21 protein-coding genes and 1 riboswitch are annotated in these 20,878 nt (G+C 46.5%); all 21 genes read right to left on the bottom strand.

Annotated elements, in window-relative coordinates; all coding sequences use genetic code 11:
• Positions 1-4: 4 nt before the first annotated feature.
• Positions 5-2,095: a precorrin-6A reductase gene (gene cobK / locus FLB61_RS08200; RefSeq protein ID WP_221919852.1), complete on the bottom strand. Its 2,091-nt coding sequence runs from the start codon at positions 2,093-2,095 to the stop codon at positions 5-7.
• Positions 2,092-2,823 carry a precorrin-3B C(17)-methyltransferase gene (gene cobJ / locus FLB61_RS08195; protein WP_221919851.1) on the bottom strand — a complete coding sequence of 244 codons (732 nt, stop codon included), beginning with the start codon at positions 2,821-2,823 and terminating at the stop codon, positions 2,092-2,094. The genes cobK and cobJ overlap by 4 nt, the downstream gene beginning before the upstream one ends.
• Positions 2,813-3,862 carry a cobalt-precorrin 5A hydrolase gene (locus tag FLB61_RS08190; RefSeq protein ID WP_221919850.1) on the bottom strand — a complete coding sequence of 350 codons (1,050 nt, stop codon included), beginning with the start codon at positions 3,860-3,862 and terminating at the stop codon, positions 2,813-2,815. The genes cobJ and FLB61_RS08190 overlap by 11 nt, the downstream gene beginning before the upstream one ends.
• Positions 3,859-4,617: a precorrin-4 C(11)-methyltransferase gene (cobM, locus tag FLB61_RS08185; protein ID WP_221919849.1), complete on the bottom strand. Its 759-nt coding sequence runs from the start codon at positions 4,615-4,617 to the stop codon at positions 3,859-3,861. Before cobM ends, FLB61_RS08190 begins: the two co-directional genes overlap by 4 nt.
• 22 nt (positions 4,618-4,639) lie before the next feature.
• Positions 4,640-5,764: a cobalt-precorrin-5B (C(1))-methyltransferase CbiD gene (gene cbiD / locus FLB61_RS08180; protein ID WP_221919870.1), complete on the bottom strand. Its 1,125-nt coding sequence runs from the start codon at positions 5,762-5,764 to the stop codon at positions 4,640-4,642.
• Between the two features lie 43 nt (positions 5,765-5,807).
• Positions 5,808-6,443, bottom strand: coding sequence for a precorrin-8X methylmutase (locus FLB61_RS08175; RefSeq protein ID WP_087202666.1), 636 nt, complete (start codon positions 6,441-6,443; stop codon positions 5,808-5,810).
• The gene (locus FLB61_RS08170; RefSeq protein ID WP_246599170.1) at positions 6,421-7,488 is read right to left on the bottom strand and encodes a pyridoxal phosphate-dependent aminotransferase; all 1,068 of its coding nucleotides are present in this window, start codon (positions 7,486-7,488) and stop codon (positions 6,421-6,423) included. Before FLB61_RS08170 ends, FLB61_RS08175 begins: the two co-directional genes overlap by 23 nt.
• A 28-nt stretch (positions 7,489-7,516) precedes the next feature.
• A complete protein-coding gene (gene cbiB, locus FLB61_RS08165; RefSeq protein ID WP_087202701.1) occupies positions 7,517-8,476 on the bottom strand; it encodes an adenosylcobinamide-phosphate synthase CbiB in 960 nt (319 codons plus the stop codon).
• Entirely contained in the window at positions 8,473-9,093 is a 621-nt protein-coding gene (locus FLB61_RS08160; RefSeq protein ID WP_087202662.1) for a histidine phosphatase family protein, read from the bottom strand. Before FLB61_RS08160 ends, cbiB begins: the two co-directional genes overlap by 4 nt.
• The gene (locus tag FLB61_RS08155; protein ID WP_221919848.1) at positions 9,066-9,452 is read right to left on the bottom strand and encodes a bifunctional adenosylcobinamide kinase/adenosylcobinamide-phosphate guanylyltransferase; all 387 of its coding nucleotides are present in this window, start codon (positions 9,450-9,452) and stop codon (positions 9,066-9,068) included. The genes FLB61_RS08160 and FLB61_RS08155 overlap by 28 nt, the downstream gene beginning before the upstream one ends.
• A 17-nt stretch (positions 9,453-9,469) precedes the next feature.
• On the bottom strand, positions 9,470-10,234 hold the full coding sequence (gene cobS, locus FLB61_RS08150; protein WP_221919847.1) for an adenosylcobinamide-GDP ribazoletransferase: 765 nt from the start codon (positions 10,232-10,234) through the stop codon (positions 9,470-9,472).
• Entirely contained in the window at positions 10,231-10,785 is a 555-nt protein-coding gene (locus FLB61_RS08145; RefSeq protein WP_087202658.1) for a bifunctional adenosylcobinamide kinase/adenosylcobinamide-phosphate guanylyltransferase, read from the bottom strand. Before FLB61_RS08145 ends, cobS begins: the two co-directional genes overlap by 4 nt.
• The gene (gene cobT, locus FLB61_RS08140) at positions 10,779-11,879 is read right to left on the bottom strand and encodes a nicotinate-nucleotide--dimethylbenzimidazole phosphoribosyltransferase (RefSeq protein ID WP_221919846.1); all 1,101 of its coding nucleotides are present in this window, start codon (positions 11,877-11,879) and stop codon (positions 10,779-10,781) included. Before cobT ends, FLB61_RS08145 begins: the two co-directional genes overlap by 7 nt.
• A 14-nt stretch (positions 11,880-11,893) precedes the next feature.
• On the bottom strand, positions 11,894-13,360 hold the full coding sequence (locus FLB61_RS08135) for a cobyric acid synthase (RefSeq protein ID WP_221919845.1): 1,467 nt from the start codon (positions 13,358-13,360) through the stop codon (positions 11,894-11,896).
• On the bottom strand, positions 13,348-14,466 hold the full coding sequence (locus tag FLB61_RS08130; protein ID WP_221919844.1) for an ABC transporter ATP-binding protein: 1,119 nt from the start codon (positions 14,464-14,466) through the stop codon (positions 13,348-13,350). Before FLB61_RS08130 ends, FLB61_RS08135 begins: the two co-directional genes overlap by 13 nt.
• Before the next feature lies 1 nt (position 14,467).
• Positions 14,468-15,511 (bottom strand): FecCD family ABC transporter permease, encoded by a 1,044-nt coding sequence (locus tag FLB61_RS08125; protein ID WP_221919843.1) that lies wholly within the window; start codon positions 15,509-15,511, stop codon positions 14,468-14,470.
• Positions 15,474-16,628 carry an ABC transporter substrate-binding protein gene (locus tag FLB61_RS08120; RefSeq protein WP_221919842.1) on the bottom strand — a complete coding sequence of 385 codons (1,155 nt, stop codon included), beginning with the start codon at positions 16,626-16,628 and terminating at the stop codon, positions 15,474-15,476. Before FLB61_RS08120 ends, FLB61_RS08125 begins: the two co-directional genes overlap by 38 nt.
• 48 nt (positions 16,629-16,676) lie before the next feature.
• The gene (locus tag FLB61_RS08115) at positions 16,677-17,537 is read right to left on the bottom strand and encodes a hypothetical protein (protein ID WP_221919841.1); all 861 of its coding nucleotides are present in this window, start codon (positions 17,535-17,537) and stop codon (positions 16,677-16,679) included.
• 15 nt (positions 17,538-17,552) lie between these two features.
• On the bottom strand, positions 17,553-18,746 hold the full coding sequence (locus tag FLB61_RS08110) for a sirohydrochlorin cobaltochelatase (protein WP_221919840.1): 1,194 nt from the start codon (positions 18,744-18,746) through the stop codon (positions 17,553-17,555).
• A gap of 193 nt (positions 18,747-18,939) precedes the next feature.
• Positions 18,940-19,135: riboswitch (cobalamin riboswitch) on the bottom strand.
• A 41-nt stretch (positions 19,136-19,176) separates the two neighbouring features.
• Entirely contained in the window at positions 19,177-19,662 is a 486-nt protein-coding gene (locus FLB61_RS08105; protein WP_221919839.1) for a hypothetical protein, read from the bottom strand.
• A gap of 135 nt (positions 19,663-19,797) precedes the next feature.
• Entirely contained in the window at positions 19,798-20,871 is a 1,074-nt protein-coding gene (locus FLB61_RS08100; RefSeq protein ID WP_087202641.1) for a M24 family metallopeptidase, read from the bottom strand.
• Positions 20,872-20,878: the final 7 nt, after the last annotated feature.

Below are 20,878 nucleotides of genomic sequence, written 5' to 3'. Positions count from 1 at the left end.
TTTTTTACTCCCCGCTGAAATCAAAACTACAGATATAAATAGGATTTTCTGCCTGCATCAGATGAGAACTTCCTGCAAATCTTGATTTGCTTACTTGAAGATGCAGGATTTCCTCCTCTTTGATAGGCATGTATTTCCGAATCTCTGCTATTTTTCCCATAGTCTCCAAAGTGACCGCGGTCATCACGATCCTCATATTCCTGTTCTTTTCATAAAGTTTCCGGAGAATTTCCTCCAGTCTTCCGCCGCTTCCTCCGATAAAGGCATGGGTAGGAGCCGGGAGATTTTCGAAACATTCCGGAGCCTGTCCTTTCACGATATGTACATTTGGAAGGGCAAACTTTTCGCGGTTCTGGCGGATCAATTCTACTCCTTCGTCTTTTTGTTCCAGCGCATACACCTGGATTGTTTCCGAACGCTCTGCGATTTCCATAGCCACAGATCCCGTTCCACTTCCAATATCGTAAACAATGGCATGCTCTGTCAGTTTCAACGTACAGACTGCAAGTTTTCGCACTGTTTCTTTTGTCATAGGAACCTTTCCACGGACGAACGCTTCATCCGGTCTGGCAGGAGAAAGATATTTTTGTTCACAGTGCGGATTTAAAACAGCAAGAATGTACAGCCCTTCTTCTTTCAGCTTTGTACACTGTACAGGATTGTATTCCGTGACCGTTTCTTCGGGGTAGGAAAGCTGGAAACCGACGAAGATCCGACAGCCGGGCAGATGATTTTCCACCAGTATACGGCCTACCTCTCGTACATCTGATACTCCGGAGACAAGAAGAAAGAGTTTTTCATGATATCGTATATCAGAGAGAACTTCTGCTTCCCAGTTCTTTCGCCCTCCTTTTCCATGGATACTCCGTATGACTGCGTCCTGCCAACTGATTTTGCATGCCGCTGCAAAATAAGAGACAGAGGAAATGCCGGGAAGTACCTGGATGGAAATATCCGCCTCTTGCCCTTTCTTCCATTCTTCCAGTTCTTTGTAAAGATTCCAGCTGCCGCTGTAAAAACCGGTATCTCCAGAAAAAAGGACAGCTGCCTGGATGTTTTTTCCGCAATAACATTGCATTTCCTTCTCTTTTAGTATATCAGTAAGGACCGGCAGGATATCTTTCGCAGTGTAATAAGGGTAGGCAGCAGTCTGTTTTTTGTTGGTATACTGCTCTTTGATTCCGCAAAGAAGTCTTTTGGCCCCAAATAGATAGTCCGCTTCCTGGATCCGTTTTTCGGCCAGCTGTGTCCTTGTTCCAGAATCCCCCATTCCGATCCCGATCAGAGAAATATGTAAGTGTATATTAGGGGACAAAGATATGCCGGTAAGGGATGAAAGCTTATCGCACACTTCCTGGAAAGAGAGCCCGTCTTGCTTTTCTGGATTCCCGATGACATGCACACGGATTCCCGCCTGTTTGGCGGCTGATACTTTCTCTGGAAATCCTCCTGTAGTTCCGGTTTCTTTTGTCACAAGATGGCATATTTCATACTGCCGGATCAATGCCAGGTTCATTTCTTCAGAGAATGGCCCTTGCATAGCTATGATCTGTTTTCCCTTTAATCCTGCTGCCCTGCATACTGCGATGCTCTCTTCGCTTGGAAGTACGCGCACGTAAAGACGCTCTTTCAGGGATGCTTCTTTACAGTACGTCAAAAGTTCTTTGCTCCCTGTTGTAAGAAGAATGTTTCCTTCCGTGGAAAGGAGAGCTTTAGCGCAAGATTCATTTGTTCCAAAGTAACACTGAAGGAAAGGACTGTTTTCCCGTCCTTCTGCATTCTGTCCGGTTTCCCGTTTTAAACGAAGATAAGGGATCCTCGCCATGGAGGCGCTCATCTTCAGATTGCGGGATACTTCTGTGGCAAAAGGATGGGTTGCATCCACTACGGCAAGAAAATCCTCCTGCCTCATAAAGTTCTCCATTGCATTCAGATCCATTCGTCCCTGATAAAGTTCAATGCCAGACAGAGGATCCATAACTTCGCTTCCGTATTCGGTAGCCACACAGACGGCTGAAGGTACACCTGCATTTGCCAGAATTTCCGTCAATCTTCTTCCTTCTGTTGTACCGGAAAAAATCAAAATCCGTTTCATAGGCGGTATCCTCTTTTCGTGATGAGTTTTCCATCCAGAATCAGAGACTGCGAATTCCCGATGAATACAGTGGTAAACATATTGGCCTTCAGATTGCGAAGTTCCTGCAAAGAACACACGCCTACTTTCGTTCCCTCTCTTCCGATATTTTCCACATATCCGCAGGCCCTTTCCGGGGATGCCTTTTTCAGCAGAATATCACATGCCTTTTGAAGATAGTCTGATCGTTTTCTGCTGGCAGGATTGTAGATGGCAATGGCAAAATCCCCTTCTACTGCCGCAGTAAGCCGCTTTTCTATCTGCTCCCAGGGGGTTAACAGATCAGAGAGACTGATGACGCAAAAATCGTGGTTCAGAGGCGCACCGAGAACTGCTGCCCCGCTGTTTGCCGCTGTAACTCCAGGAATAACGGTAAGCTTACAGTCCGGGTATTCGCCGGAAAGCTCGTACATCAGAGAAGCCAGTCCATAGACACCGGCGTCCCCGCTGCAGATCAAGCAAACCTTTTTTCCCTCCATGGCCTTCTCATAGGCCATACGGCACCTGTCCACTTCCTTTCTCATAGGTGTGGACAGACATTCCTTTCCCTGAAACCGATCGCCCAAAAGTTTCAGATAAAGAGGATATCCTACAATGACATCACTTTCCTCCAGAGCCTGAATAGCCTGACCTGTCATCATGTTTTCCTCCCCAGGACCGATACCTGTGATATATATTTCATGCTTCATCGTGTTTCCCTCCTGCCCATTCTATCGTCCATATCCGCTTTGCCGCGGCAATTGTAATTCCATTTTCTGCCTGTTTTGCAAGTACCAATGTCCCGCCTTCCCCGCAGGCAGCCAGAGCGGCTCTTTCGCAGACGTTGTCGACCCCGACTGTCTGTTTCACAAAATCCGAACTGTGAAAATTTCCCTTGACACGGCGAAGTTCCTCTTCCGAAAAGGTTACAAAAGGAATCCGGTTTTGCGAAGTCCACTGGCAGATTCCTGTCTCATTCTTTTTTCGGTCAATCGAAGCCACTGCCGCTATATCGGATACCGAAATGCCAAGATGCTCCATGCATTTTTTTATCATTGTCCCGATATCCTCTTTTGATTTCCCTTTTTTACATCCGATTCCCAAAATGTACTCTTTTGGTTTCAGCTTCATAACTGCCTGTTCCCATACATCTTCTTTCGAGGAGATCACAATATCTGCAGCAGTTTGCGGAGGATATGGGACTATCTGCAATCCTTCGGGTATCCGTCCTGTTTCATCTGGTATTCGGTCTGATCCTCCGTCAATGGAAATCGTCACACTCTCATCCCGCAGGACTTTTGCAGAAATCTTTGCGATGCCGCCTTTGTTTACAATGTGCAGATCATTCTGCTTTGCAAACAGATCGACGGAAAACTTGTGGTGGATATCGGTAGCTGTCGTGATGACTGGGATGAGATGCATCCGGCAGGCAATCAGATCTGCAAGTTCATTTGCCCCGCCCATATGGCCGGACAGGATTGGAATCACATACTGTCCTTTTTCGTCCATCACAAGTACAGGACTGTCTGTCAATTTATCCTTTACAAAGGGAGCGATGGCACGGACTGCGATTCCGCAGGCGCCTACAAACACAAGGGCATTTTTGTTTTCAAACTGTTTTTTGGCCCATGGGATCAGTCCTTCCTCCGGCTTTTGAAAGATTCGAACTTCGTGGTCTTTCAAGCTTTCTCTGAGCTGACTCGCCAGCTGCTTTCCCTGTTCCGTAAAACTGATGACACTGATCTTCATAGACGTTTTCCTCTGAATTCGGTCTCGAAATCCGGCGCATACAATCTGGAACGCTCATAATGGCGATGCGCCACTGCATTTCCTACGAGAATCAGCGCTGTTTTTGTGATGTTGTGATCTGAAGCGGTCCGGGCAAGGGTAGATACCGTACATATATGAGCTTCTTCTTCCGGCCATGTTGCTTTGTATACGATAGCTGCCGGCGTGTCCGGCGCATATCCGCCTTTTACCAGACGTTTCTCCAATTCTTCCAAAAGCCCGGTGCTCAGATAGATGGCCATAGAAGCCTGGTGTGCTGCAAAACTTTCAATGCTTTCTTTTTCCGGCACTTTTGTCCGCCCTTCCATCCGCGTGATGATCAGTGACTGGGATATGCCTGGAAGCGTATATTCAAGATTCAACGACGCAGCAGCGCCAAAGCAGGCGCTGACTCCCGGACAGCTCTCATAAGAAATCCCTTTTTCGTCCAAAAGATCCATCTGTTCCCGCACAGCCCCATAGACACTTGGATCGCCCGTGTGCAGACGTACTGTCATTTTTCCATCTGCCTCTGCCTGCACCATGACCTCCAGTACTTCCTCCAGTGTCATCGTGGCACTGTTAAAGATACTGCATCCCTCTTTTGCATAGTCGAGAAGTTCACGGTTTACAAGAGATCCCGCATAGATGATCACATCCGCCTGTTCCAGATATCGCTTTCCCCGCACGGTAATCAAATCTGGTGCCCCTGTTCCGGCTCCTACAAAATATACCATATGTCTCCTCCTTTTCTTTTTCTCAATGTTCTTTCATGATCTCCTGAAGCAATTCTTTGGCACCGCTGCTGGCAGCCAGTTCTCCTGCTTCGCTTGAGTACATGATACACTCTATCCGAAGGTTTTGTCCGGCCCTTTTATTCAGATAGAACATGATTTTTTCCATAATCCGCTCCATCACGGCATTTTGCTTCCCGGTTTTTTTTAGGATCTGCAGCGCTTCCTCCGTGACTGCGCATGAAAGGAGCTGGCAAACGGTTTCTGTATCCACCCCTTCTAAAAGAGCGGCAGCCGCCAAAAGCTCCATCCGACAGTCCCCTTCTCTGGAATGCGTGTTCATGATACCGCCCGAGATTTTAATCAGCTTCCCGATATGGCCTGTCAGCAGCATTTTTTGAAAGCCGCACTTTACTGTCATATCGATCGTATCGCCGATGAAGTTGCTGCATTTTACACTTTTATCCAGATCATACCCATATGTATGCTTCATATAATCTAAACCATAGTTTCCAGGAGATACCGCAATACAATCCTCTCCCATTGCACGGTGTTGGCGAAGTTCGACCAAAATAGTGTCCACAAGAGCCTGCTCGCTCATAGGTTCCACGATCCCGGTCGTTCCAAGGATCGAAATCCCCCCTTTAATACCAAGTCTTGGATTGAATGTGCGTGCAGCCAGTGCTTCTCCGCCGGGGACAGATATCTCCACCTGGAGTGATCCGTGAAAATCGACACTTCGGCAGACTTCCCTTACCTCATATGTGATCATGGATCTAGGGACGCGATTGATGGCTGCATTGCCTATCGGCTGATCCAGACCTGGTCTTGTAACCCGTCCGACACCAGGCCCTCCGTCAATCTTTACTTCCGCTTCACTGTGCGTCGCTTCTCCCGCATCATGATTCATGGAAACTTTGGCGTAAACAAGGGAACCTGTCGTCACATCCGGATCATCCCCGCCATCCTTTTCTACCGCGCAGGAAACTTCCCGATTTGTCCTGCAGATATCAAGAACTTTGGCGCAGTAGGGGATCCCTTTTGGAGTCTGTATCATGATTTCTGTTTTCGTTCTTCCTGTCAGGAGCATGTAGGCCGCCGCTTTTGCCGCCGCTGCCGCACAGCTTCCGGTCGTAAACCCATATCTCAATGATTTCATATATATCTCCTGTCTATTTCCCATCGATAGCCATCTAGCGGCCAAGTTCGTAGAGCAGCGCGTTGCAGATTGCAGCCGCCACGTTGCTTCCTCCCTTTCGCCCCCGATTGACAATGTGGGGAACCGATGTCTCCAGGATCCGCTCTTTTGCGGCCTCAACATTTACAAATCCCACCGGCACACCGATGACAAAAGCCGGAAGAAACGTTCCATCCTGAATGTAGTCATACAGCCTAAGCAGAGCTGTCGGCGCATTCCCAACTGCAAAGATAACCGGCTTATGAAGCTTTGCAGCAAACTCCATACTGACAGCTGCCCGTGTCACATTTCGCTCTTTTGCAAGAGATGCCACTGTTTCATCAGCCATAAAACAATGCGCTTTTCCTCCAAACCGCGCCAGTACTTTTTTATTGATGCCGGCCAATGCCATATTGGTGTCGGTCACGATATCTGCTCCCTCGAGAATCAGTTGTCTGGCTTTTTCAACTGCATGTTCCGAGAAGACAAGTGTTTCGGCGTAGTCAAAATCCGCTGTCGTGTGAATGACACGTTTTGTCACAGCTTCCTGTTCTTTTGGGATGACAATGCCTCTTTTTTGCAGTTCTTCCCCGATAATTTCAAAACTTTTTCCTTCGATTTCTCCTGGTTTACAGTATAAGATCTTTTCCATCACATTTCCTGCTTTCTTTCTGTATAATCTGCCCGATTGCCTGGATCAGCTCAGTATTTTCCCGTCTGTTCTTTACCGCAATGCGGTAATATCCGTTGCTTAGTCCCCGGAAATTGCCGCAGTCCCGAATCAGGATGCCTTTCTTAAGAAGCTGATCGAAAAGGAGATGCTCTGTATAAAACATCATGTAGTTTGCCGTGGACGGGAAGACGGAGATCCCCATTTTTTTCAGTTCTTCTGAAAGATACTTTCGCTCAGTCTTCACATGCCGGATCGTCCTCTCCAGATAGTTCATCTCTCGTGCCGCTGCAGCTCCGGCTATCTGGGCAAACACAGAGAGATTCCACTCCGGAAGCTGGCGTGCGATGTCCTGATGCCATTTCTTATTTCCGCATACGAGATAGCCAAGCCGGACACCGGGGATGGCAAAAATTTTCGTAAAAGCGCGTACGACGATCAGATTTGGAAATTCCTCCGCTCGAAGAAGGAAAGAATCCTGTGTTCCTGTTTCTGTAAATTCAATAAAGCATTCATCCAGCACCACTGTGATTTTCTTCTTCATACAAGTCCTTATCAGTTGTTCCAGAAAGTTTGGTTTCAGCAGATTCCCAACCGGATTATTAGGATTTGCCAAAAATAAAAGATCCGTATCTTCCGGAATGTGTTCCAGGAATGTGTTGTCCAGGCAAAATCCGTTTTCCTTTTTCATTTCATACCAGACAATATCGGCGTGACAAGCTAAGGCTGCCTTCTCATACCCGTAAAAGGAAGGAACTGGGATCACGATCTTTTTAGGCTTTAACCCATGAATAATTGCAAGAAAGAGTTCCGATGCCCCGCTTCCGCACAAAATCTGGTCCTCCAAAGCGCCGGTCATGCTCCCAATGGCCTTGATTAAACCGGCACATCGGATATCCGGATAGCACGTACAATGTTCGACTGCTTCCAGCATAGCCTTCTTTACAGAATCCGGAATCCCGAGAGGATTTATATTTACAGAAAAATCCAGTGTGACATGGTTGCGATAGATATCTCCACCGTGCATGATTCAACCTCCTGTTTCAATAGTCAGACTAAAAAACCGCCGTCACAGTCCAAAGCAAAAGGATACAGATCCCCTCACACAATCCCGCGGTGCTGTAAAGAAGCTGATTGGCACGCCGAATGTCAGATACTTCTACCGTTCGGATCGCATCTCCGATGAATGGTTTTTTTACAATCTTTCCGAAGTAGCTGGCATCCCCGGCAAGCTGTACCCCAAGTGCTCCTGCACAGACCGCTTCCGTCTGCGCAGCATTTGGACTGGAATGCTTCTTTTTGTCTCTGAGATAAATGCGGCAGGCACGCGTGCCGTCAAACTCTTTTCCCAGCAGAAATGACGAAACGATCATCAGCCATGCGCTGACTCTGGCCGGAATATAGTTGGCCACATCATCCAGCTTTGCCGCTGGCCTTCCAAAATACAGATAACGGTCGTTTTTATACCCGATCATAGAGTCCATCGTGTTGACCGCTTTGTACAGAAAACCGAGAAAAGGACCTCCGATTGCCAGATAAAGCATAGGTGCCACGACGCCATCAGATGTATTTTCCGCCACTGTTTCTACCGCCGCCTTGATGACTCCCCGCTTGTCCAGAACCGAAGTGTCTCTTCCGACAATCATGGACACCGCTGTCTGCGCCTCCTCAAGTGTTCCTTTCTGCAGTTTATCATAGACTTTCATGCTCTCGGTCTTCAGGCATTTGATTGCAAGAATCTGATAAGTCATAAAGCTTTCGATTGTTACCCCAAGTGCCGGGGAAAGCAGATAAGCACCCCACAGTATGCCTCCGGACACTGTGCCGGTAAGGAGCAGAACAAAAAAGACAAGTATACCGCCTCTCATGACAGGATGTCTTTTTCCATAGAGATATGTCTCTAGCTTTCCGATCAGTTTTCCGATCAGACAGACCGGGTGCGGCATCCAGTGCGGATCCCCAAACAAAAGATCCAGAACAAATCCGATTAAAAAAGAGGTAATGTGATAGTTCAGCATAGTTTTTCCAACTCCAGTATTGATATGATTTTGTCCGAACAGCGCAGTCGACAGCGATATCCGTCCGAGCATTTTACCTGATAGTCAAAATATTCCCCGCCAGACAGAGCAGAGAGCAGCGCCATGATCGTGCCGCCGTGTACGACAGCTGTGATTTTATCCTTTTCAGACGCTTTTTCCTTTTCCAGGCAGGAGAGCATCCGGAAAAAACCGAAGACCACACGCTTTTGAAATGCCTCTCTGCTCTCTCCTTTCGGAAATGGCAGCATCCCTCCGCTGTCGATCCAGGCCTGATATTCCGGATTTCCATTTAGATCTTTATAATTTTTCCCCTCAAACAGTCCAAAATCCATTTCTGTCCATTCGGGAATACACTGAAAAGGAAGATTAGGAAAAAGGATCGTTGCTGTCTCACGACAGCGGAGCATAGGGCTTACGAACAAGTGGTTTGGCGTCGCGTACATCCCGTTGTCCTTACGCATTTGCAGTTCCTCTTTTCCTTCCTCCGAAAGAGCTTCCTCCGTTTTCCCCAGATAGCGATGTTCCAGATTTGCTTTTGTCGCACCATGTCGGATCAACGTCATGTTTATTTCAGTCTCTGCCCGATTCCACATATGACACGTTCCACCCTTTCCGCCCTTTTTGCCAATTCAATCTGGATTCGTCCGAGACGTTCCCGGTAGTCCCGCTCTTTTTGCTCTGTCGGCACAATGCCGTTTCCGATTTCATCGCTGATAATGATACTGTCTGGATTTTCCTGTATCCAGTTTTGTATCTTTGTCTCCGGGTCTGATCCTTCTTCCAGACATTTTCGGAACCACAAGTGGAAATGGCTTAGAACCGGTCTTTTTCCGTCGTGTCCTTTCCGCAGATCCTCCTTGTCCCCCTCTATGACATCCAGGGCTTCTTCTTTATGTGTCTGCATCACATAAGCAAGTTTCCCCTGTGCATGTCCACCAATAAATAATTCCATTTTTCCTCTCCTTCAATCTAAAAAAGATGACTGCCAATCGCCGCTCCTATCACAATAGCTGCCTCACAGAGCAGCAGAAAATATCCTGCTGTATCTCCTGTAACTCCTCCAAATTCATGGTAGCTTCGGATACGGTAAAACAGAAATGTTCCTCCCGACCCGATAAGTGCAGCTGCTCCAGCTGCGGGAGACAAAAGGAGCATTGCAGCCGCGCAGACCAGCATCTCCAAAAAAAGAACGAATACAACGTTCTTTTGGGCTGCGCGCTTGGAGAAGGCACGCAGTAACCCGTCCTTTTTTGCAGGACGCAGGCAGATCGCGCCAAGTCCGCTCATTATCCGGGACAGCACAAATCCCAGGCTTACGACTGCCAGATCTTTCCCATCCATGACTTCTGAAAATGCGGCCAGATATATGAGGTAATACAAAAGCAGCATGATCGCAGAAAAAGCTCCGATATGAGAGTCCTTCAGTATCTCAAGTTTTCGTTCTCTGTCCTGATAGGAGTGGAGGGCATCCATCGTATCCATGTATCCGTCTACATGAAATCCGCCTGTGACAAGAATCGGTATTGCCGTTCCCATCAGTACGTAAGCCAGACTGCCTATATGAAAATTCCGGCAAATCCATCCCCACCCACTTATAAACAGACCGATGACTGCTCCGATACAAGGGAAAAAACAAAATACGTATTTCATATCTTCTTCCTTCCAGTCGAATTGTGGGACTGGGATTTTGGAATACATGGAAAAAGCGATCACACAAGATCTTAAGATTTTCATTTTTTTCCCCTTTCCTTTTTCAGTATCACAGGAATACCTGCCACTACTTCTGTGACTTCGTCCGACTCGGATGCAAGGACACAGTTAATCTTTCCAAGTGCATCCATATATGCTGTTGTAGCTGGATCATACCTCACTCCGTCTTCAAATACATTGTTCGATACAATGATAAGATGCCGGACACGATTTCGCAAAATACGGATCCCCTGCACGATATTCCGGACAACCTCGTCCGCCGGGCGTACGTCTTTGCCGAACATCTCATTTGCCGCCAGATTTGACATACATTCCAGCAATACCGCGCTTTCTCCGAGACGAGAGGGATCCATCTGGTCCAGAGCCTGGAGGATATCTCTTGGCTGCTCGATTGTGCGGAATCCTTTCCCTCGGCGGAGCTCTCTGTGGCGGTTGACTTTTCTTTGTGCGTCTTCGTCATACACTTGCATTGTGGCAAGATAATATTTGACCTCCACGTCTTTTATCTCTTCCAGCATGCTCTCCGCAATGGCAGATTTCCCGCTTCCGCTTCCTCCCAACACCAAAGTTACCATGACTTTTCTCCTGTTTCTTTCGTTTCCTGTGTCTTTGTATACCGCCTGTACTGCTCTACATGAATATCCGAAAACGTTGTCTGTCTCTGATAAAGGGACAATGCCATGTCAAGCAGAGCAAACATCATAACCGCCCCGGTTCCTTCTCCAAGCGCCAATGACGCGTCGATGACCGGCGAAAGACAAAGTTCGTCCAGTATCTGTTTTGCCGCAGGTTCCTTACTTTTGTGGGAAGGGATCATATATGCCCGTGTCCCAGGTTTCAGCCGCTCCGCAGCCAGGGCTGCCACTGCGCTGATAACGCCATCGAGAACAACCGGAAGATGATACATCGCCCCACCGATAAAAACACCGGTTAATCCTGCAATATCCAATCCTCCCACAGACATCAGGATACGAAGCGTCTCTTCTTTTCTTAAATCGTATTTTTTCAGAGCTTCTATGATCACGTTTCGTTTTCTTCTTAGACCCTCATCGCTGAGCCCTGCTCCCCGTCCGGTAATTTCTTCCACGGGCAATCCGGTCAAGGCCGCTGCGACCGCACTGCTCGTCGTTGTATTTCCGATTCCCATCTCGCCGGTGGCAAGCAGCTGGTACCCTTCTCTTTTGCAGTATGCTGCCATCTCGATTCCGGTTTGGATCGCTGCCAGGGTTTCGCTCTCTGTCATGGCTGGTTCTTTTCGAAAGTTTTTTGTTCCATGTGCGATTTTTCTGTCGATTACCCCTTCAATTTGAGCTCCGTGATTGATACCGATATCCACCGGGATCACATCGGCACCGATACGAGTGGCCATCTTTCCGACAGAGGTCTGATTCTTCCCCATAAAAGAAGATACCGCCAAAGTCACTTCCTGACCGGACTGACTGACCCCTTCTTCCACAATCCCATTGTCCGCGCACATCACGATAACAGCCTTCCTGGAAATATCTGGATAAACGTTTTCAAGAATCGCTCCGATCTGTGCGGTCAATTCTTCAAATCGCCCCATTCCGTCCAAAGGTTTGGCCATATGATCCCATTCCGATCGGATCCGTCTGTAAATTTCTTTCGACGGTTCCTGGATTTTTATTTGATTTAATTCCTCACTCGTCATTTCTGCCTTCCCTTCTACAACCTGGATTCCCTGAGCATCCCGTAGATTGCGTCCATATCCAGATACTTGCGCAGTGTGTCCGCCAACTTATCGTACTGTATTTCTTTCAACTGTCTGTACGAGTACATCCCGTCTGTGTCGCAATGAATACCTTTCTCTTTTGCCAGCGCCGAAAGGATGGCTGCTGCGATTCCTTCCGCATCAAAAATTCCGTGCAGGTATGTTCCATACACATTTCCATTGGAAAGGACGAGGTGTTCCGCCCCGCTTTTTTCTGTGCTTGTATTTCCCATGTGGATTTCATATCCGGAAACTTCCATGCCGCTCAGACAGGAAAGCCTTCCACGGATTTGATGAAGGGATGACTTCTTTTGGGTCCTTGTTTTTTCCTGATGCAAGGTCGTCTCCACAGGGAGGAGTTCCATTCCTCTCATCTGGCCGCCTTCTTCTACGTGATATGGGTCACAGATCTGCTTTCCAAGCATCTGATAGCCTCCGCAGATTCCAAAGATGATCGTATCCTGGGATTTTTTCTTGACAGCTGCTTCCAATCCGTTTTCCCGCATCCAACGCAGATCCCCCATTGTATTTTTGCTGCCAGGCAGGAAAATCATGTCCGGATCTCCCAGCTCAGATACGGAAGTCACATACCGTACCGTCACGGATTCATTCTGCTCAAACACATTAAAGTCTGTAAAATTGGAAATTCTCGGGCAGCGTATAACTGCCAGATCGATCATTCCCCTTTTTTTGCGGTCAAATCGGATTGTCAGACTGTCCTCATCTTCGAGGGAAAGCGGTGTATAAGGTACGACTCCTACCACCGGGACGTTTCCTCGCTGTTCCAGCATTTGAATCCCAGGATCAAGAATCGTCTTGTCGCCGCGGAACTTATTGATGATCAGCCCTTTGACACGGGATCGTTCTTCATCCGGAAGGAGCGAGAGTGTCCCGATCAGCTGTGCAAACACACCGCCTCTGTCGATATCTCCCACAAGAAGCACCGGAGCATCTGCAAGTTTGGCCATCCCCATATTTACAATGTCATTTTCTTTTAAATTGATCTCTGCCGGACTTCCGGCTCCTTCGATGACGATAATATCTGACATGGACGAAAGTTTCCGGAAAGCTTTCTTGATTTCCGGGATCAGCCTTTTCTTGTACGAAAAATATTCTTTTGCCGGCATATTTCCAAGCACTTCTCCATTTACAATGACCTGGGAACCCATATCCGTCGTCGGCTTTAAAAGGATTGGATTCATACAGACAAGCGGAGCTATTTTTGCCGCTTCCGCCTGCATGACCTGGGCTCTCCCCATCTCCAGCCCTTCTTCTGTGATATAGGAATTGAGAGCCATATTCTGGGATTTGAAAGGCGCCGCCCTATACCCATCCTGCACAAAAATGCGGCAAAGTCCGGCACAGATCAAACTTTTTCCTGCATTTGACATCGTTCCTTGTACCATGATCACTTTTGCCATATCCTCTCTCCTTCCAATAGTTTTCCCCTGTCTTTCGCATACAGGAGCAGCTTTTTATTTTCTTTATTCCATTCACCAAAGTCAGTAAGTGTGCAGATGACATGTCGGCAGCGGTCAATCTCTTCCTTGGCACACACTACTGTATCTTGTCTGATGGGACAGTATGCCTGTTCTTTTATCACTCGTTCAGAGAGAGCTTCCGCTACAGGTGTATCTTTGTCATTTTCCCACAAAATACCTGCTGAAAAAGGGATCCCCTCTCTTTGCAGTCTGCGGTAAATCGGAATTCCGCTTCCATTTCCTCCAATCACAAACACGCGAGGGATTCCATGTACGGCAGGCAGCTCCACTCTTCCGGAACACTCATCGAAAGTTCCTGTTGTAATCCCATACAATTCTTTGATATATCCCGGGAGAAAAACGTTCTCCGGAGGACCGAAACGATCTACATATTCTCCTTTCACACAAAGGATCTTATCTGAGATCCTCTCTGCCAGATCCAACTCATGCAAAGACATAATGACCGTAAGGTTCTTCTTTTTTGTCATTTCCTGGAGAACGGACAAAAACTCCAGCTTATACCGCACATCCAAAAAAGAGGTCGGTTCATCAAGCACGAGTACATCCGGATCCTGCGCAATGGCTTTCGCCAGAAGAATACGCTGCTTCTGGCCGTCGCTCAGCGTTAAGAATTCTTTTTCAGCCAGTTCCTCCGTACGGACTGTTTCCATTGCCCTCTGGACTGCTTTTTTGTCCGTCTCAGACAGAATTCCAAGACGCCCCGTATAGGGATATCTTCCCATCGCCACCACCTCTTCGCAAGTCATCATTTCCGGGTGGATCCGCTCTGTCAGCACGACAGACAGCCTTTTGGCACGCTCTTTCTCCGACAGTCTATTGATGCATACTTCTTCCAGCTGCACTTTCCCGTTAAGAAGCGAAAGCTGTCCGATGATACTTTTTAAGATGGTAGATTTTCCAGCGCCGTTTGGCCCGATCAAAGTCAGGATCTCTCCTCTTTTGATTTCAATCTGGATATCCCGGATCAGCGGGACACCGTCATAGCCCACGGTCATGTTTTTAGTATAAAAGAAATAATTTTGCATATCAATCCGGACGCTCCTTTTTTCTGCATATCATCACATAAATGACCACCGGCACACCGAAGATTGCTGTGACCGTGCTGATGGAAAGCTCGGTAGGTGCAAATAGTGTGCGCGCAATAAGATCACAGAACAGGCACCACACAGCACCGCCCAAAAAACAAGCCGGTATCATGAAAAGAGGTTTTGCCGTGTGAAACATCCTCTTCATGATCTGTGGAACCGCAATGCCAACAAAGGAAACAGGACCTGCAAAGGCTGTCACACAGGCCGAAAGCATGCTGGACAAAAGCACAAGCGCAATCCGAAAAGACCGGATATTTACCCCCATGCTTTCTGCGTAAGACTCTCCCATCTGATAAGCCGAGATAGGCTTGGACATCAGAAAGGTCAATCCGCCTGCCGCTGCCACAACAATGATCATGACTGCCACGTTGCTCCATGAAATCCCGGAAAAACTCCCCATGGACCAGTTGTGAAGATTCACGATATCCGAATCCTCCGCAAATGTCACGATCAAGTCTGTGACTGCTGAGCAGATATATCCGATCATAATACCGCTTACAACGAGCATCGCAGTCTGAGGGAGCCATCTGGAAATCAGAAGGACAAATCCCATAGAAAGCATTGCGCCTGCAAAAGCGGCCAGGATCATGAGAACCGAACTGATACGGATGCCAAATCGGAGAAAGACTACCATGACAATGGCAACTGCAAGTTTCGATCCCGAGGAGATGCCAAGCACATACGGCCCTGCGATGGGATTATGAAAAAAAGTCTGGAGTAAAAAACCGGAAAGTCCCAGTGCACCGCCCAGGATGATCGCTGCCACGCTACGTGGAAAACGGATTTCAATAATGATGTTGCGGAACATATCTTCTCCATTTCCCGCCAGGGTTTCCACGATTTCTGAAAACGGGACAGAGACGCTGCCGATGCTGATGTTTAGAAACAGAAAAAAGATCACAATCAGAAATAAGATTCCAAACAAGACCGTATATTTTATTTTTTTATTCCAACCTGAACAAGTAGGTAAATGTAGCTTCATTTTGCTCCTCCGCTGTAAGCATATTGTGAAAATCCAAGATTACTGTTCCGAGTTTCATGGAATCCTGATATAAATTCTGTGTTGTGCAATAAACGTTTCCATCCTGTACCGCCTTAAATTCTTTTAATAACGGGCTTTTCTTTAAAAATTCTTTCATAGATCGTACACCGCCGTCGATAGTACTGTTATAGATCAGATAATCGGCATCTTTTGCCCTTACGTAAAACTCTTCCAGCTGCATGTTTACCGAAGAGGAAGCGCTGTCATCCTCAAGATTGGAAAAAATATACTTTCCTCCTGCAAGATCGATCATCTTTGCCACATAATCTCCGGATTTGCGGACGCTTGCCGTTTCGTTGGATGTAATATAGAAAAATGCCACCGTCTTGTCGGTTCTCTCAGCTTTTGTTACCGATTCCAAAGCTGCTTTTTGTTCTGCAAATGCCTGCAAAGCTCTCTCTTCTTTCCCTAAAAGCACCCCGTAAAGCTTGACCCATTCAGTCCTTCCAAGCGGATGCTCTTCGTAGCTGGAGCGGTCCACCAGAACTGGAATCCCTATTTTTTCGAGTTTCTCTTTTACATCCGGGGAGTGAAGGATCATGGTGGATTCTACCGCAAGATCACATCCCACATCTACAATTTTTTCGTAATCCGGCATATTGTATTTTCCGGCATATTCTATAGCCCCGGAAGCCATCGCCTTTTTTGCCTCTTCGATATACCATCCCTCTTCTTTTGTGCCGGACAGCCGGATGGAATCCAGCCCATCCAGCGAGCAGAACATATCCATGACAGCGGATGCCACGAGGTAAATATGGTCGATTGGCTGTTTTAGTATCACGATGTCTTCTGAAAGGTCTTTTGGAATCGGTCGCTTTTTCGGAACAACCAAAAAACGGCTTTCATCGGATATCGTAATCAGTGCATAGCCTCCGTCATAGTAATCCACTGAAAATTCCTTTGCATAGTCGAGTTCCATACTGTGATCATATGTCAGAGACGTACTGATCTGTACGTCATCTGGCTGGCCGTTGGCATCCTTTGCCTTTCCGCAAGATACCAATATAAGGGTACTTATCATACAAATGAGGAGAAAAAATCCTGATTTCTTTGTCATTCCATCTGTTCCTTCCTGAAAATAAGGAGACATCAAAGACCAATCCTGTTATTCCAGATGAAAGGTCAGTGTGTACTCGATCTCATGAGGTGTGCCCATGGCAGTCGTGTCTGCGATAACCGTCATTTTCTTATCAAACACACTTACTGGGATCTCGAAAGTGGAGTTTCCCTCCGTGTTGACTGGATAATAAATCTCTGTCCCGATTTTCATATAATCGTAATTTGGGCTGCTCCACTCGATTCGAGCATATGCCTTTCTGTTTTTTACAAGCAGGACTGCCGGGGAGGATACGCTTGCTCTGCCGCTTCCTCCTTCCAACGTAACCTCAACCTCATACTCCCCGTCCTCCATATCCACGGAGACCGGTTCACTGTTGGAAGAGGTTCCGTTTTCGTTTTCTTCCTCCACCTTGACCGGGTTGGAGACACTTACTTTATGGTCATACCATTTTCCCTTTTTTCCGATCAGGGCAAGATCGAATTCCTTTTCCAGTTCTGGAACAGGAACATCAAAACCGTACACTTCTTCTGTGTAACCGTCACTGTAGGTTACCGTATCTGTGGTAGGTTCCAGAACTTTAGCTCCCTCCTTTTTTGCATCTTCTGCAAGGCCAGGAAATAAATTCAAAATATTTTTGGAAACAAGGGAAATGTGGATTGTCATCTCCCCATCTTTTACGGTCAATGTTCCTTTTCCGTCATGGGCCTCATTTACATGAAACATTCCGCTGTCAGTGTGAAATTCTGCAGAATATACCCCGTCTTCCAACGCCGCTTTTTTGCTCTGCTGGGAAGTGACAGCTTCCTTTTTATCCGCCGTCTTTTCCGTGTCTTGTCCGCTGCAGCCACTGATCAGTGCACTGGACAAAAGAGAAATGCATATTAATGTAATTATTTTTTTCTTCATAACTGTCTAACCCTCTTATTCATTCATTACTGCTTTTGTATGTGAAACATAAAGTTTCTGTATTTCTGAAATGGATCCAAGTCCGGAAATCTGTACATCTATGGAATCAAATTTTCCTGATGCCTCGAATATACTTTTCCAAGAGTCTTCCTCATCTCCTGCCATATCGTTGCTGGCATGATCTCCAGCCACCACCATCAGAGGACGTAGAACCACTTTTTGATATCCAGCTCCTGCGACCGCATCCATCACTGCTTCACATGCGGTTTCTTCCGGGGCTCCTTCCACTGTACCGATATAGACGTTGTCGTATCCCAGAACATCCATCTGCGTCTGCATCTGACTGTAAGACACTTTTGCTGTATGTGAAGTGCCGTGTCCTAAAAGTACAAATGCAGTTCCATCTTTCTTTGCCGCATTTAAGTCTGTGTATCCGGCATCTTTTACTGCGGCCGCAGTCACTGCTTTTGCCACCGCTTCTTTGGACTCGTTGATGACTGTCGCGTCGGATCCCACTTCCCCTAAGAGCGGCTCTGCAATTTTGACAGTTGCAAACTGATCCTGGTACCCCTCCACTGCCTTTACCAATTCATCGTACTCTGCTCCATGCATGAGATGTGTCGGCTGAATCACAAGGTGCTTTACTTTGTTTGCCACAGCGCGATCCAATGCCTGCTGCATATTGTCGATCTTCTCGTCATCTCTTGACTGGATATGATTGATGATAATTTGGGAGGTAAAAGCTCTTCTCACAGACCAATCCGTGTACGCTGCCTGCAGGGCATCTTCAATTCCTTTGATGTCCTCCGTCCGGCTGTCGTTAAAAGAAGTTCCAAAGCTGACGACAAGAAGTTCCTTCTCCCCTATTCTGTCCTGATTTCGTGGATCGTCTTTGGATGCGTCTCCGGTATCTCTGCCAAAATAATCCGGATCTGCGTTTTCTCCTTCCACAAGTTTCTTTTGTGTGTTTGTCAGTGCATCCCATGCTTCCTTTGCCTCAATACATTGTGCATCGGTCTTGTCTGTTCTCTTTTGCACATAGATCATGTCGATCAGTTCTGCCACTGCATCTGCTGCTTTCTGATCAGCGCTTTTTTTCTCCTCAGATTTCTGCTCCGCTTCTTTTGCTGTATCTGTTCCTGCACATCCGGAAAGGATAGGCAGTCCAAGGAGCGCTGCTGTAAGCAAAGCAGCGATTTGTTTTTTCATGCTGTTTTCCTCCATTCTTTTATGATATGAATAAAATACCGGATATCATCCCATAAAAAAGAGTGCCACAACAAAACAGTCCATTTACAAAATGTAAACGGACTGCAAAATAAAAGCCAAACCAAATAAAAGACAACATCTTTTTGTTCGTTTCGCTTTCTATGTACAACCAATTACTCGTGGTCTGGAATTACATCCCGTACAACGGCAGGCAGGTCTCCTGACTTACAGTTCATCGCGCCCGGCCGTCTTCCCGATTTCTCAGTGACACAATGGCCTGCGCTCCCTAAATACAGTGACGAGTTCGTACAGGATTCGCACCTGTTTCCCTTTTCACCAGATCAAGAAACTTCGGTTTCTTATCTGACACCTGTCGTTTTCTTATTCAATTGATTTTTATTATCACACAATGGTGTGCAAAAATCAATATCTAATTTTCCTTCAATAAGATCAGTCTCTTTGACTCTTTTCCTTTTCGCTGCTCAACGACTCGAAATGTGGAAGCAGTTTTTGGGAATGCCATAAGATGAAATTCTCCCCTGCTCTGACTCCAGTCTATGGATGCAGTTTGATTCTTTAAATACGCATATTTCAACACCTGTCTGCCTTTGCAGAATACAAGAAGCGTTTCGCTGTCGCTGTAATCCATTCGATAATGTTTGATTTTATCGAGCTTGACATTACAGAATTTTTCTGCTTTTTTTCTTGGCGTATATGGACCAACTATTACCATGCTGTCCCATTCGCCATCGATGATCTTCTGGAAATCAATTTTATTCCCGGCCTTCAGTTCTCCGACAATATTTTCTGCAATCTGCGGGTCTTCTTCAAGCACAGATATTTTTTCAGCATAAATAATAAGTATACCAAGCATCACTAAAATCAGCAGGCCTAATACCCATCTCTTTTTATACATCAAAATACCCCTTTCTGAATTTGTAGTCTATGGATATTGTATCCGATAAATCTTAGAATTCAAAAAGGGGTATTCTTAAGTTTTTGTAAATATATCGATTTTAATCAGGAAAAGAGTTCCAATTTTCCCCTGTCGTTAGCCGACAATACGCCATTTTTTGTCGACAGCATTCAGAAGTTCATGTCCATCTTCTGTTACCAGTACGAGATCTTCGATTCGTACTCCATATTTTCCTTCCAGGTAGATACCCGGTTCGATGGAGAAGATCATGCCCGGTTCTGCAACATTTGTGTTGATCGGGCTGACATCACCATATTCGTGGTCTTCCTGTCCGATGAAGTGACCAAGACGGATTTTCCAGTATTCGCTGTATCCTTTTTCATCGATATAATCTCTTGCCTGTGCGTCAATATCGCAGAAACGTACGCCTGGTTTGATTACGGATTCTGCTCTCAGAACAGCTTCGCGAACAATGTCGTGAATCTCTGTCTGTTCCGGGTCTGCAGATTTGCAGTAGAATGTTCTTGTCATATCAGAACAGTAACCATTCCAAACACATCCCATATCAATCAGCACACATTCGCCAGCTTTCAATGTTCTTGTATCGCTTGGCATATGATGCTGATCGGCTGCATTCGGCCCGAAACATACGATCGTGTCGAAGCTTAATCCAGTTGCTCCGGCTGCCATATATTCAGCTTCAATAAAATCTGCGATCTGCTTTTCTGTCATTCCTTCTTTTATGTAATCAGCAACTTTTTCCATAACCGCATCGTTGATTTCAGAGGCTTTCTTCATGATCGCGATCTCTTCTTCATTTTTCACTGCGCGGACACCATCTACACAGTCTGAACCCCATACAGTCTTAAGCTGCGGAAGTTTTTCCTGCAACGGGATAAGGAAACGTGCCGGCCATGTCTTATCGATACCAAGTGTCTGAGATGGATCGATCTGATCTGCGATGATAGAAATCTGGTCTTCCATATCAGAGAACCATACTTCTTCAAATCCCGTATCCTTTACAAAATATAAGTAGTTGAGAAGCATCGTGTGCTTTCCGTTTGTTCTGAGGATCAATGCGTATAACCTTTCGCCCGGGTTTACCATGATCCCTGTCAGGAAGCGGATACTCAAAGGATCAGAAACGATCAGCTGCGTAAGTCCTTTTTCCTCCATTTTTTCTAATACTCGTGCAATTCTGTCATTCATTTTAAAA

The sequence above is a fragment of the Sellimonas caecigallum genome (assembly GCF_019754295.1).
Classification (GTDB): Bacteria; Bacillota; Clostridia; order Lachnospirales; family Lachnospiraceae; genus Sellimonas; species Sellimonas caecigallum.
Note: the sequence above shows the minus strand (reverse complement) of the source record. Positions and strands in the feature narration are given on the sequence as shown.

Bases quoted from the DNA above. Each gene is read 5' to 3' on its own strand.
- cobK (WP_221919852.1), bottom strand. From the start codon at position 2,095: ATGAAACGGATTTTGATTTTTTCCGGTACAACAGAAGGAAGAAGATTG.
- cobJ (WP_221919851.1), bottom strand. From the start codon at position 2,823: ATGAAGCATGAAATATATATCACAGGTATCGGTCCTGGGGAGGAAAAC.
- FLB61_RS08190 (WP_221919850.1), bottom strand. From the start codon at position 3,862: ATGAAGATCAGTGTCATCAGTTTTACGGAACAGGGAAAGCAGCTGGCG.
- cobM (WP_221919849.1), bottom strand. From the start codon at position 4,617: ATGGTATATTTTGTAGGAGCCGGAACAGGGGCACCAGATTTGATTACC.
- FLB61_RS08175 (WP_087202666.1), bottom strand. From the start codon at position 6,443: ATGGAAAAGATCTTATACTGTAAACCAGGAGAAATCGAAGGAAAAAGT.
- FLB61_RS08170 (WP_246599170.1), bottom strand. From the start codon at position 7,488: ATGCACGGTGGAGATATCTATCGCAACCATGTCACACTGGATTTTTCT.
- FLB61_RS08160 (WP_087202662.1), bottom strand. From the start codon at position 9,093: ATGTGGAATCGGGCAGAGACTGAAATAAACATGACGTTGATCCGACAT.
- FLB61_RS08155 (WP_221919848.1), bottom strand. From the start codon at position 9,452: ATGGAATTATTTATTGGTGGACATGCACAGGGGAAACTTGCTTATGTG.
- cobS (WP_221919847.1), bottom strand. From the start codon at position 10,234: ATGAAAATCTTAAGATCTTGTGTGATCGCTTTTTCCATGTATTCCAAA.
- FLB61_RS08145 (WP_087202658.1), bottom strand. From the start codon at position 10,785: ATGGTAACTTTGGTGTTGGGAGGAAGCGGAAGCGGGAAATCTGCCATT.
- cobT (WP_221919846.1), bottom strand. From the start codon at position 11,879: ATGACGAGTGAGGAATTAAATCAAATAAAAATCCAGGAACCGTCGAAA.
- FLB61_RS08135 (WP_221919845.1), bottom strand. From the start codon at position 13,360: ATGGCAAAAGTGATCATGGTACAAGGAACGATGTCAAATGCAGGAAAA.
- FLB61_RS08130 (WP_221919844.1), bottom strand. From the start codon at position 14,466: ATGCAAAATTATTTCTTTTATACTAAAAACATGACCGTGGGCTATGAC.
- FLB61_RS08125 (WP_221919843.1), bottom strand. From the start codon at position 15,511: ATGAAGCTACATTTACCTACTTGTTCAGGTTGGAATAAAAAAATAAAA.
- FLB61_RS08120 (WP_221919842.1), bottom strand. From the start codon at position 16,628: ATGACAAAGAAATCAGGATTTTTTCTCCTCATTTGTATGATAAGTACC.
- FLB61_RS08115 (WP_221919841.1), bottom strand. From the start codon at position 17,537: ATGAAGAAAAAAATAATTACATTAATATGCATTTCTCTTTTGTCCAGT.
- FLB61_RS08110 (WP_221919840.1), bottom strand. From the start codon at position 18,746: ATGAAAAAACAAATCGCTGCTTTGCTTACAGCAGCGCTCCTTGGACTG.
- FLB61_RS08105 (WP_221919839.1), bottom strand. From the start codon at position 19,662: ATGTATAAAAAGAGATGGGTATTAGGCCTGCTGATTTTAGTGATGCTT.
- FLB61_RS08100 (WP_087202641.1), bottom strand. From the start codon at position 20,871: ATGAATGACAGAATTGCACGAGTATTAGAAAAAATGGAGGAAAAAGGA.